This is a genomic window from Bacillus thuringiensis (assembly GCF_001455345.1).
In the GTDB taxonomy this organism is placed as follows: domain Bacteria; phylum Bacillota; class Bacilli; order Bacillales; family Bacillaceae_G; genus Bacillus_A; species Bacillus_A thuringiensis_N.
This window is the reverse complement of the sequence record NZ_CP013274.1, coordinates 4,631,998-4,644,205: the sequence shown is the minus strand read 5'-3', so window position 1 is coordinate 4,644,205 and position 12,208 is coordinate 4,631,998. Positions and strand designations below refer to the sequence as shown.

The following is a 12,208-nucleotide window of genomic DNA, read 5'->3' as shown; positions in this document are numbered from 1 at the left end:
TTTTTATTTATAATTACGTTGGAATAAAGCGAAGAGTTCAATGTCATGCCAATTGCCATTGCGGAATATAACTTCTTTACAAGTTCCTTCATGTTGAAAACCGAGCGATTTATATAATTTAATTGCTCTATCGTTAAAAGAAAATACTCGTAAAGAAAGGCGATGTAAATTTAATTCTAAAAATGCATAATCCAATAATAAGGTGAAAGCTTCCTTCCCATAACCTTGCCCCCAGTAATCCTTGTTACCAATATCAATAATACATTCAGCGTTTCGATTATACGAATCAATATGAATTAAAGAAGTAATACCAATTGAAAGATGCGTAGATTTTTCTTCAATGATATAGCTCTTAGAGTCCGAAGAATGAATAAATTGCTGGCAAAGTTTTTCTGTGTCTTGAAGGGAATATTTATCAAGAGTGAGAGTAGTTGAACTCATAACGTCTATATCATTATGCCATTTATAATATGTTAGAATATCATCTTCGGAAAACTTTCGTAACTGGATACGGTTTGATTCAAACAATGTAAGTCCCCCTTTTGTATTTACTAGTTTGTGTTCATTATTTCAACACACGAGCTACGATAAATTTGTCCTTCTGGCTCAATATACTATTTCATATTCGTCATACCATTTGTCGGAAAGGGCATATGAATCCACGCTTTTTCATTCGTTTGTATTTCTTTTTGACATGATTTACAAAGGGGTGGTTTCTTACGGAACATGGATGGTCATCCTTTCATTTGACGTGCTTTACCTGCGCAAAATGCACTGCTTAGTAAAAATAGCGTGGCGAATATAATGCTCACTAATGTAGCGTATGGGATTGCTCCTTTTAGAGAAAAGCCGACAGTGATGGAAGCGACGAATAAGAGGATGAATGTTGTTGTTAATTTTTTGTATAGTTCCATAATGAATCTCCTTTTTAAGAAATGTATAGTGTCATCTATCTGGTACATATGTGGAAACTATTCCTGTAGAGTGAGTAATACCACCGGCACGTACGTAAGTGTGACTTAATTGTAAACCTAAATTGCCAGCAGTATTTGAAGTTCTAATTTTTGTATTCATTTGAGCTGTTTTTGGGACTGGGTTAAATAGATTTTTCTCCAGCGTCCAGCTTCCATATTTGTCACTTAATGATGAGTTACTGTTTATGCTAAAACCAGTTAAGTTTGAAAAAATTCTTGTTGGGAGCATAGTGGAATCAGGGACGAAATCTATTAAAAGTTGTGATGAATAAGGTACAGATAATTGTGTATGCCAGCTTATAAAGGGTGGGTTTATAACTGTGTTTTTAATAGTATGAAATGCCGTAATATCCCACACAGATCCTGTTTTTCCGTTAATGTCTACGACAGAACTGTTCTGACTAAATGTAATAGTTGTTGTTAATTTAGTCCCAGAATAAAAGGAGTAATGATAATTTCTCTTTGCTGCAACGGACGTAGGAGTATAAGAAGTTGAATGTAAAATCTTTTCTAAGGAGTGTATTGAATCTTTTTCAATGGTCTCTATATTTTCTGTTGTTGCTTCTGAGAAGTAATAGTCTCTATAGCTTGTATTGTCTATATAATAATTAGAGATAGCAAATAAATATAAATTTGTTTTTGGAGAAGATTCTAAGATGTTTGTTTTAATCGGATTACCGTTATTATGGTAGAGCTGGATCCGAGCAGAATTCTTTTTTGGGAGGAGATTCGATTGTTGTTCAGACGTATTTTTATCTTCATTCCAATTTGTTATGTTTACTTGTATTGCATTCGTATTGCTCTCTTCAGCATGAACGGCAGAAGAAAAACATAGCCCTAATAAAGAAATGAAAAATAATAGTATTGTATAAATTGTACTATTTTTCATATGTACCTCCTTTAATTAAGTTTTTGTTTCCATACAAAATCTACAAGGTAGGCAAGGGCAAGTGGAATGGATGTACTAGTTAAATAGTAACGAATACCACCATCAGGCATCAGTACGTATAATTTTAAAAAGTTAATATCAAACCCGTAAGCGATGCATTGAAAAAGGGATAATATGATTAGGAATGGTATAATAGGTACGTATCGTTTTATATTTTGAATCACGTATAGATCCCCTTATATGGATAAATATACCTTTATTGTATCATATTGAACACTTTAATTTATACATAATTTTACAAAGCTTAATGAAAGGAAAGATAAAAAATGAGCGTAATCGAACATAAAAAACAAGCGCCAAAAGAAGTGCGGTGTAAAATCGTAACAATTTCCGATACACGTACAGAGGAGACAGATAAGAGCGGACAATTATTACATGAATTGCTAAAAGAAGCAGGCCATACAGTGACTTCTTATGAAATTGTAAAAGATGACAAAGAGAGTATTCAGCAAGCGGTGTTAGCTGGTTATCATAGGGAAGATGTTGATGTTGTCTTAACAAATGGCGGAACTGGTATTACGAAACGTGATGTGACGATTGAAGCAGTATCAGCGCTATTAGATAAAGAAATTGTTGGATTTGGTGAGTTATTCCGCATGATTAGTTATTTGGAGGATATCGGAAGTAGTGCGATGTTAAGTAGAGCAATCGGTGGTACGATTGGGCGCAAAGTAGTCTTTTCAATGCCGGGATCTAGCGGAGCAGTTCGCCTTGCGATGAATAAATTGATTTTACCAGAATTAGGTCACATTACATTTGAGCTGCATCGCCAATGAGTACATGGGCTGGAATTGTATTAGCGGGCGGTATGTCGAGTAGATTCGGCGAGCCGAAAGCATTAGCGAGTTGGCAAGGAAGTACGTTTATTGAGCATATTTTGAAAGTAATGACAAGGACGCTCCAAGAAGTTGTAGTCATTAGTCACTCTGATATAAAAGAGCGGGTAGAGCAATTTGTACAAGTTCCTGTTATAGAAGATATTCCGCATTATAAAGGAAACGGACCACTTGCTGGAATCGTATCAGGCATGGAATACATAGAAGCAGATTGGTATGCTATTATGCCATGCGATGCACCAAATGTTTCGCATGAATGGTTTGCCATTTTATTAGAGCAAACGAGTGATGAATATGATGCAGTCGTACCTATTATTAATGGAAGAAAACAACCGTTACTTGCAGCGTACCATAACCGCGTGAAAGAAAAGATTTATGCTTTGCTTCAAGAAGAAAAAAGAAGTATGGGTCAGCTTTTATCACAATGTAATGTGAAGTATATTGCTGGTGAAGATGTACAAGCGCATGCAGATTGGTTTATAAATGTGAATACGAAAGAAGAATATGTGCAGGCTCAAAAAGACCTTTCAAATGAATGAAAGGTTTTTTTGTATACAGAAATTGGGGAACAATTACTGTATAAAGGTATGTGAGTAAGTTGATTTTAAGGGGAATTCTTAAAATCACCATACAGTTAAAATACTGTATAACCATATATTAATTTTTATGGGTTTTTATTACAAGTCTGTTTAGTTATGTTTATTTTTGTTATAATGAATATAGGAATAAATTGATATTTAACCTTGTGTATTATTTATTTAAGTGAATTCTACAAATGTGTAATAAACTCCCTTCGTTTTTTAGAAGGGAGTTTTTCTATTTAAGCAAGTAACTCTGATGCGTTATGCTGAAGGACTTCTTCATATTGGTTAAGCAAGCCACGAAAGATCTCATCCCAGCTTTTTGATTCCGCATAAGACGAAGCTGCTATTCCCATCTGCTCCAGTTTTTCTTCATTTTGTAATAAAGAATAAATGGATGATAGAAATGCGTCCTCATTTTTGGGCGGACAAAGAATTCCCGTTTTTCCATCTGTAATAATATTTTTAACCCCGCCACTATTTGCACCGATGACAGGTGTACCGCATGCAAGCGATTCAAGTACAACATTTCCAAAGGTTTCAGTAGCTGATGGAAATACCATGATGTTAGAACAAGCATATGCTTCAGCTAAATCTGCACCTTGTAAATAGCCAGTAAACGTGACATTTGTTTTCGGAACATCTTCACGAAGACTTGTTGCTAGAGGACCGTCTCCTGCTATAAGCCAATGAATGTCACTTCGAGTATGTGCTGATTTAACGATAAGATTTTGCAACGTATCAATATCTTTCTCAGGAGCAATCCGTCCAACATAGGAAAGGACGTACTTCGCTGTAATATTATATTTTTTTCGGAATAGGTCTGTATTGTAAGATGGATGAAAGAGATTGCAATCTACACCACGTCCCCAAATAGAGAGGGCCTGAAAGCCTTTATGTTTTAATTGATGTAATGTTTCAGGAGAGGGTACGAAATTTTTTTGCATATGACTATGAAACCATTTTAAATAGTTCCAAAGCATATTGGAGAGAAATTCGATTTTGTAATAGCGTAAATAAGCATCGAAATCAGTATGATAAGAACCGACAACTGGGATGTTTAATTTTTTTGCATAATACAATCCACAAAGTCCCATGTTGAAAGGTGTAGCAATGTGAATCATGTCAGGTTTAAAGGAAAGAAGTTCTCGTTTAATGCGCGGAGTAGGAAAAGAAAAACGACATTCTGGATATAATATTGTTAACGGGATACTTCTCATCTTGTTCACATTCGCTACGAAATTATCTTCAGCTGTATGTTGAGGGGCGAAAACAGAATAGGCGATTTTTTCTTTCTGAAAATATCGTGTTAACCGCTCTAACGTTTTCGCAACCCCGTTCACTTGTGGTGTAAAAGTATCGGTAAAAATGGCGACTCTCATCATATCACTCCTTTATGTGAAAAGTGGGATGAATTGATAAAAAGAGATGATGCCAGAGCAAGTGCCGAGGCACATACCGACGAATACGTCAGACGGATAGTGAAGCCCTAAATAAATGCGCGAAATACCAACGCATAATGCTAACGGTAATAGGAAAATAAGTAAGCTTGGATTATAGCAAATAAATGGAATAAAGACAGAGAAAACGGCTGTTGTGTGACCAGACGGGAAAGAGTGGTCTTTTAATGGATGGACTGGATATTTTGCATCCTGAATTGTTAAATAAGGACGTTTTCGTGGATACCATCTTTTTAATATTTGCACAGGGATATGGCTAATTGCTAACGAAATAGCAGTTGCAATTGCAGCTTGATGCAAAGTTCCACCTGCGAAAATTAAAAAGAAAAGTGTGAGTGCGATGGAGAAAGTCGCGCCACCGATATGAGTAATATTGCTGAAAAAGATATTTAATGTTTTTTGATCAAAGTATCGGTTAATACCTTTGAAAATGTAACATTCTATTTTATATAGTCCACTGACCTTCATGAAAATTCTCCTCCCTCGTTTACATATATATGGAGATATTAGCTTTTATTTTAATAAGATTTTGTTGAGGGAGTAATAATGTTTTGTAAAGAAAAAGTTAGATTTTATATAAAAAAGCTGCCAGTATTATGGCAGCAGTAAAATCATTTTTGTAGTGATTTATAATATTGACCCTTTTCAACGTATTGCGTGCGAATTCGCTCCATGTCTTTACGGTCTTCCTCTGTTAACTCACGAACGACTTTCGCTGGACGACCGAAAGCTAACGTGTTCGGCGGGATTTTCTTTCCTTGTGAAACGAGGCTTCCAGCACCAATAAAGGCTCCTTCACCAATTTCAGCACCATCTAATATAATAGATCCCATTCCAATTAAAGCATCTTTTTTAATATGGCAGCTATGTAAAATAACTTGATGTCCAACTGTAACATCATCTTCTAAAATTAGAGGATACTGCGGGCTTTGGTGCAGTGTACATTGGTCTTGTACATTTACCCGATCTCCGATGATTGTTGGTGATACATCGCCGCGTATGACGGTATTAAACCAAATACTTGATTCTTCGCCAACGGAAACATCACCTGTAATGGTAACGTAGTCAGCGATAAAAGCACTACTCGCAATTTTCGGATTTTTTTCTTTGTAAGGATATATCATATAAAGCCTTCCTTTCCTAGAGACTAGTTTTAGTGTATCAAATTATGAAAAAGAGTGAAATGGAGGAGGTTCGTATGTGGAATTATGAAGCAGAGGAAGCAAAGGCTGTAGTCGTTATCGTGCACGGCGCAATGGAATATCACGGACGTTACGAGGCCGTTGCGGAAATGTGGAATCATATCGGTTACCACGTCGTGATGGGAGACCTTCCATCACATGGAACGACTTCAAGAAATAGAGGACATATTGATTCATTTGATGAATACATAGAGGAAGTTAAATTATGGGTGAAAGAGGCAAGAAAGTATCGGTTACCTATTTTTATATTCGGTCATAGTATGGGTGGTCTTATTGTCATTCGTATGATGCAGGAAACGAAGAGAGAAGATGTAGACGGCATTATTTTAAGTTCACCATGTTTAGGCGTATTGGCTGGACCTTCAGCGCCACTTCAAGCTGCCTCAAAAATATTAAATATTATCGCTCCAAAATTGCAATTTGCAACGAACCTTACAGTGGAAATGTCAACTCGTAATCATGAAGTTCGGGACGCGATGGAGAATGATTCATTGTTCTTGCGCAAAGTATCAGTACGTTGGTATAGTGAATTGATTAAGTCTATTGAAATTGCTCATAAAAAAATAGGTGATTTTCCAGATGTTCCGCTCTTGCTAATGCAGGCGTGTGAGGATAAACTTGTAGATAAAACACGTGTCCGCACTTGGTTTGATAATGTTAAAATAAGTGATAAGGCTTTTAAAGAATGGCCGAATTGTTATCATGAGTTATTAAACGAGTATGAGCGTGATGAAATTTTGAATTATATTCAGTCATTTACTGAAATACGCATCAATAACATAATAGAAACAAATAAGTAAATTATTTGTACATTGAATAGAGGAGATGAAGGAAGAAGTGAACGTACCGAGTAATCCCATAACGCTCATGGCGAAAGTATACCGTGATGTGTTTCCGGTTGTACACCATGAGCTAGCGATGTGGAAAGAGCGTGCCTACCATATTCCGAATGATGAGCTTCATAGTCAGGCAATCGCAAGTATTGAGCATAAAACGTTTCATTGCGAGGGCGGTGGCATTTTAGCGCTATTAGCAAATGAACACCGAGAGGAATGTATTCGTTTTATCGTCGCATATCAAACGATTAGTGACTACTTAGATAATTTATGTGATCGCAGTACATCACTTGATCCAAATGATTTTGCCGCACTGCATGAGTCCATGTTAATGGCATTATCACCTGAAGTAGAAGGTGGCGGTAATTATTATCGTTATCGTGATGATCAAGATGATGGTGGTTATTTAGATGAACTTGTTGAAACATGCCAAGATGTTTTAAAGAAAACGAAGCACTATGACAAAATTGCTCCTATTCTTCATGAACTTGCTTGTTATTATTGTGATTTGCAAATTCATAAACATGTGAAATTAGAAGAAAGAGAACCACGATTACAAAAGTGGTTTGAAGCGCATAAAGAAAACTTACCAGAGATGAGTTGGTTTGAATTTTCAGCATGTGCCGGTTCTACACTTGGAATTTTCTGTCTTGTAGCATATGCATTTCATGATGAATTACATGATGAAGATATTGCGAAAATTAGACAAGGGTACTTCCCTTACGTACAAGGACTTCATATCTTACTTGATTATTTCATTGATCAAGAAGAAGACCGCGCTGGCGGGGATTTGAATTTCTGTAGTTATTACGAAAACGAGCAAGCTATATTAGATCGTATGAAACATTTTGTAGAAGAAGCAGAGAAAAGCATTGGTGATTTGCCTCATGCGAAGTTTCATCGCCTTATAAGCCGAGGATTACTTGGTATTTATTTATCAGACCAAAAAGTATCAGCACAAAAGAATATGCACAAAATGGCACGGCGCATTGTAAAATACGGTGGTCTCACTTCACGATTCTTCTATTGGAACGGGAAGATGTACCGAAAGAAAACGGCGCAGTGATGAAGAAAACCACTCTTGTAGAGTGGTTTTTTTTCATTATGATCGTATTTTTGAAAATACGTATATGAGAAGTTCGATCGCAAAAATAACTAAAACAGACAGTCCAAATAAAGGCATGACAGCGCCTAGTATAACCATCATGATAAAGAAAACGAGTACGCTTTTCTTATCTCTTTGCTTTGGCGGTGCTGCTAATTTTCCTTTCGGCTTTCTTGCTAACCACATTTTTATTCCGTAATAAATAAGAAGCAGTAGAGATAATGTCGTTAGTAAGCATAATATTTTATTTGGCCATCCGAATAAATGACCTTCATGAAGCGGGATACCGTAAGTGAACCATTGTGCAAGTAATCCATAATCTCGATAGTCCGTTTTGGAAATGAGTTCTCCGCTATATTGATCAAAATAAGCTGTTATTTCTTCATTTGGTGCAACATGCATACCCGTAATACCGGAACCGCTTGATTTCGAAACAGTGAACACACCTTTCGGATCAGCTGGTAGTGAGATAACATATGGCTTCTTTATCTCAATTCCTTTTTGTAATTCATCGACAGGAATTGCTTTCGGTTCATTTGAATTCGATTCAGGAGGAGCTTCTTTTCTAGTTGCCCACGGTAATTCTTTTACCTTCGATTCAGGTGGTGCCATATACAATTTCGGATATCCGAGCGATTCATTCGACGATGCAATTTTATAAATTTGGTTGCCCATAAATCCTGACCACGGCAATCCAGATGCGACTAGCAGAACGAGTGGAATTGTAAATATAATACCGATAATAGAATGACGTCGTTTTGCTTTTTCTCGCTTATTGGATGCCGGTGTGTTTTTGAACTGGCGTATACTCATATACAACCCAGTCACAATTAAAAAGATTGTCCAGCATGCCGCAAGTTCTACAGTATAGTTAACGACAGTGCCACCAACTAAAAGAGAACTATGTAATTCCCGCATGATATTGGCAAACGTTTCACTTGCATTTTGATCCCCAACAATTTGATTATTACTATCTAAATACACATATTTTTGTTGTCCAGTATATTCATTTGCAATCGTAAGTCTCGTATTATAATCCCCATTAAACTCACTAATTTTCGCCACACTATAATGCGGATATTTTTTCTCTGTTAAGGAAATAGAATCAGACATCGAAATAGATTCTGTTTGAGCGCTCTTCCCAAAATATAAATCTTTATAGATGAAATCTTCAACCTCTTCCCGAAATAAATACCCAATTCCGCTCAGTGACAACGTAATAAGAAGCGGTGTAATAAAAAGCCCAGCATAAAAATGCCAACGCCAAAAAATGTAATGAAGCGAACGATTTACTTTCATACTTTCAGTTCCCCTAACCTTCCCTATATGAATAACTACTTATTTAATATAGCGAGATTAAGTGTGGATACTTTGAAAGAATTGTGAAGAAAGTTAAAAGTTTTGGGGATTTTTATCAGCGAGACATACAATACGCAATGCAAAGCTTAGTTGAATGAATTAGCTCTTCATTTCCTTTTTGTAGCCTAATTTGAAGTGCCTTTTGAAAATAAGTAAGAGCGGTGTGGAAGTCACCCTCATCTAATTTACTTTTTCCGTAATGTTGGTAGAAAAAATCTTCATAAGCTGGTAAGTCTGGTAGTGTTTGTAGAAGTTCGATAAAGATTGTATTTGCAGCAGCAAACTTTCTTTCCCAATGATATGTATGTGCGAGGCGAAGTTTGTTAATAAAAAGCCCTTGGATGTTGTCTGTTTGTGTGTAATATTCAATGGCCTTCTGTAAGTAATACTCACTGTCAGAAAGGTTGCCAGCGATTCGTTCATAAACACCGATTAATCCGGAGTTTTTTCCGTATAACGAACTTTCATGTAAATGCTCTTTCAAAAATACAATCCCTTGCTTTATTTCAGCATGGGATATAGGTTTTTCTCTAAGGTTTTCGTCAAATGTGTATCCCATTTCAAAAGGTATATTCATTGGGACCCCCTTATAGTTTCTACATACATCCTAACAACTGCTTTCGCAAGACATTGAGAGGAATCAACAAAATCCTCACTCGCCACCACATTCAAATCGGTACATGCGATAATTGCCGTATCAACTTCATCTTTCAATTGTAAAACGAGCGCATTCCACAATTCGTGAGCTTTTTCAATCTCTCCAGATTTAATACAAGTAATAATTTGATTAATCATTTCCTGCCATGTTTCATGATGAATGTACTCTATATTACGTTTTATAATCCCATCTTGGTAAATACCAGCTTGAACAGTTGCTTCTGTTGCAAGAAGAGCGACTCTTTTTGCATTTTTAGGAATTGCTTGTAACGTCTCATCGACTATATTTAAAATCGGAATGGACAGAGAATGCTGTAATTCCTCGAAATAAAGATGCGCCGTATTGCACGGCATAGCGATAAAGCTTGCGCCAGTACTTTCAAGTTTTTGTGCTCCTTCAATAATCGCTTTTTTCATCGCTTCGTGATCAATAGGGCGATCCATGTAAAACGGTGTTGGGCACGAGTAAATCATCATATGAGGAAAGTCCATATCATGTTTTGCTCCGTATATTGTTTGGCACTCTGCTACAACTGTATCGACGAATGGTCCAGTTGATTTTGGTCCCATTCCTGCTAGTATTCCGATCATTGTTTCGTCTCCTTTACTATGTAATTAAAAACGTTTTTTGCGAACGATAAAAAGAAATAAGGTAAATAATAAAAATGAATATACGATAGCCCAAGCTGTGAGCCATAGCGTGTGAGTCAGTATATTATATTTGTATTGTCCAAGTATTAGAAAGCTTTCGACAGGTGGTAAAAACCATAGTAACTCTTTTTTAAACCGGATAGATGCAATCGTTATAAGCAATATGAATGTAAGGCTAAGCCAAGCAGTGCTTGCTTTTTGAATTATATTTCTTGTAAATAATGTTGCGATTGAAATTCCTAGTATAGAGAAAGACATATGAGCGAGAAATCCGACTGAAAATAAAGAAACTGTCATTTTTTCATTAAACATTTGCAAAATAATTGGATAGATTACGGATATAAAAGATAACACAGTACAAATGAGAAGAGCTGTAATATATTTACCAACGTATAATGCGGAAATATTATTTGTGTGAGAAATAGTAATTTGCTCTTGTATAGGGTCTTCCGTATGAAAAATTGTGATTGTAATCCAGGCAGATAATAAATAAAGCGCGAGTGCTGTTTCTAAATATGTCGGTACAATAGGAGTCGGTTTATATGTATATACAAAAAGTAAGCTCACAAAGTACATCGCAATAGGAGGGACGTACTTATACGATTTTGTATAGTCGAGAAAATGGTAACGAATAAGCGCGAACATAATAAACCTTCTTTCGATTTAAAAGTTAGGTTGTAGCAGTGTGATAGATGCTTTTTTATGTAATAAAAACTGAAGCATTTCGTTTGTATATTCTTTTTCGATTTGTAATTGAATAAGGTTTTGATTTGAATTGTGTGCAACGTGTATAAGCCCTAACTGTTTCTGTAGTTCTATTGCTGAAAATGTGTCGTGAACGATTGCCTCAATATAGACCTGTTCTGCTACTTTTTGTACAGAGGTATTTTCTGCAATTGTATGATTTGCTAACGTCATAATTCTATCGGCGAAGTTTTCTAATAGTTGTTTTTCATGACATGTGAAGAGTATAGATATACCTTGTTGTTTTAATGATAGTAAAATATGTTCTAATTCTTGCTGGGAGTTCGGATCGAGCCCAGAAAGCGGTTCGTCTAAAATTAATAAATGTACGTCCGTAAGTAATGCTTGCATAATGCCTGTTTTTTGTTTCATACCTTTTGAAAAGTTTCGTACAACGGAATGCTTTGCATGAAGTAAATGAAAAGATTCAAGGAGCATCGGAATTTTATCTTTTAAATATTTTTTTGATAAACCGTGAATGTGGCCGAGATGATATAGATAATCCTCTAATGTAAAACGAATCCCTTCAGGAAAATGTTCAGGTACATAACCGATTTGTATATGTTCTTTCCTTTGAATTGTCCCTACCGTAGGTGAAATAAAGCCTGCAATTATTTTGAGTAGAGTACTTTTTCCAGTCCCGTTCCCGCCAATAATAGCGAGTGCTTCTCCTTCTGGAATGGATAAATCAATGTTGTCTAGTATAAGTGATTTGCCATACTTCTTTTGGATTCCCCGTAGTTCTACTAGCAAAGTTCTATCCTTCTTTCTTTAAATAGTGTATATATCCATTATATAGGAGAATAACAAAAAGACGTGCAGTGAGTGCACGTCTTTTTTGTTATCTTTTGTCG

16 protein-coding genes are annotated in these 12,208 nt (G+C 36.0%); 4 read left to right on the top strand and 12 right to left on the bottom strand.

The genetic code is table 11. From position 1 onward, the window contains the following. Positions 1-3 precede the first annotated feature (3 nt). From ATN06_RS24310 to ATN06_RS24290, 4 genes are all read right to left on the bottom strand, one after another. Positions 4-528 (bottom strand): GNAT family N-acetyltransferase, encoded by a 525-nt coding sequence (locus ATN06_RS24310; protein WP_060632634.1) that lies wholly within the window; start codon positions 526-528, stop codon positions 4-6. A 206-nt stretch (positions 529-734) separates the two neighbouring features. Next, positions 735-914 (bottom strand): hypothetical protein, encoded by a 180-nt coding sequence (locus ATN06_RS24300; RefSeq protein ID WP_000424805.1) that lies wholly within the window; start codon positions 912-914, stop codon positions 735-737. A 31-nt stretch (positions 915-945) separates the two neighbouring features. Continuing rightward, entirely contained in the window at positions 946-1,863 is a 918-nt protein-coding gene (locus ATN06_RS24295) for a hypothetical protein (RefSeq protein WP_060632632.1), read from the bottom strand. Positions 1,864-1,874: 11 nt separating this feature from the next. Beyond that, on the bottom strand, positions 1,875-2,087 hold the full coding sequence (locus tag ATN06_RS24290; protein ID WP_060632631.1) for a hypothetical protein: 213 nt from the start codon (positions 2,085-2,087) through the stop codon (positions 1,875-1,877). Between the two features lie 102 nt (positions 2,088-2,189). Here ATN06_RS24290 and ATN06_RS24285 point away from each other — a divergent pair, with 102 nt between their 5' ends. Beyond that, positions 2,190-2,699 carry a MogA/MoaB family molybdenum cofactor biosynthesis protein gene (locus ATN06_RS24285; protein ID WP_060632630.1) on the top strand — a complete coding sequence of 170 codons (510 nt, stop codon included), beginning with the start codon at positions 2,190-2,192 and terminating at the stop codon, positions 2,697-2,699. After that, complete coding sequence (locus ATN06_RS24280) at positions 2,696-3,298, top strand: molybdenum cofactor guanylyltransferase (RefSeq protein WP_060632629.1); 603 nt, start codon at positions 2,696-2,698, stop codon at positions 3,296-3,298. Before ATN06_RS24285 ends, ATN06_RS24280 begins: the two co-directional genes overlap by 4 nt. Before the next feature lie 281 nt (positions 3,299-3,579). Here the strand turns inward: ATN06_RS24280 and ATN06_RS24275 are convergent, their stop codons facing one another. The 3 genes from ATN06_RS24275 to ATN06_RS24265 form a co-directional block, all read right to left on the bottom strand. Then, positions 3,580-4,722: a glycosyltransferase family 4 protein gene (locus tag ATN06_RS24275; RefSeq protein WP_060632628.1), complete on the bottom strand. Its 1,143-nt coding sequence runs from the start codon at positions 4,720-4,722 to the stop codon at positions 3,580-3,582. Between the two features lie 12 nt (positions 4,723-4,734). Further along, positions 4,735-5,268, bottom strand: coding sequence for a phosphatase PAP2 family protein (locus tag ATN06_RS24270; protein WP_029440202.1), 534 nt, complete (start codon positions 5,266-5,268; stop codon positions 4,735-4,737). 143 nt (positions 5,269-5,411) lie between these two features. Next, a complete protein-coding gene (locus ATN06_RS24265) occupies positions 5,412-5,924 on the bottom strand; it encodes a gamma carbonic anhydrase (RefSeq protein ID WP_000640209.1) in 513 nt (170 codons plus the stop codon). Positions 5,925-5,998: 74 nt separating this feature from the next. On the opposite strand from ATN06_RS24265, the gene ATN06_RS24260 reads away from it, so the two are divergent. Then, on the top strand, positions 5,999-6,802 hold the full coding sequence (locus ATN06_RS24260; RefSeq protein ID WP_060632627.1) for an alpha/beta hydrolase: 804 nt from the start codon (positions 5,999-6,001) through the stop codon (positions 6,800-6,802). 37 nt (positions 6,803-6,839) lie between these two features. Beyond that, positions 6,840-7,904, top strand: a complete 1,065-nt coding sequence (locus ATN06_RS24255) for a tetraprenyl-beta-curcumene synthase family protein (protein ID WP_029440200.1) — start codon at positions 6,840-6,842, stop codon at positions 7,902-7,904. A 36-nt stretch (positions 7,905-7,940) separates the two neighbouring features. Here the strand turns inward: ATN06_RS24255 and ATN06_RS24250 are convergent, their stop codons facing one another. The 5 genes from ATN06_RS24250 to ATN06_RS24230 all read right to left on the bottom strand — a co-directional run bounded on the left by ATN06_RS24250 (position 7,941) and on the right by ATN06_RS24230 (position 12,107). Beyond that, a complete protein-coding gene (locus ATN06_RS24250) occupies positions 7,941-9,242 on the bottom strand; it encodes a PepSY-associated TM helix domain-containing protein (RefSeq protein WP_060632626.1) in 1,302 nt (433 codons plus the stop codon). Positions 9,243-9,357: 115 nt separating this feature from the next. Further along, positions 9,358-9,879: a hypothetical protein gene (locus ATN06_RS24245; protein WP_060632625.1), complete on the bottom strand. Its 522-nt coding sequence runs from the start codon at positions 9,877-9,879 to the stop codon at positions 9,358-9,360. After that, the gene (locus ATN06_RS24240; RefSeq protein ID WP_060632624.1) at positions 9,876-10,550 is read right to left on the bottom strand and encodes an aspartate/glutamate racemase family protein; all 675 of its coding nucleotides are present in this window, start codon (positions 10,548-10,550) and stop codon (positions 9,876-9,878) included. Before ATN06_RS24240 ends, ATN06_RS24245 begins: the two co-directional genes overlap by 4 nt. 24 nt (positions 10,551-10,574) lie before the next feature. Next, positions 10,575-11,255, bottom strand: coding sequence for a hypothetical protein (locus ATN06_RS24235; RefSeq protein ID WP_060632623.1), 681 nt, complete (start codon positions 11,253-11,255; stop codon positions 10,575-10,577). Positions 11,256-11,273: 18 nt separating this feature from the next. Beyond that, entirely contained in the window at positions 11,274-12,107 is an 834-nt protein-coding gene (locus tag ATN06_RS24230) for an ABC transporter ATP-binding protein (RefSeq protein ID WP_060632622.1), read from the bottom strand. Positions 12,108-12,208: the final 101 nt, after the last annotated feature.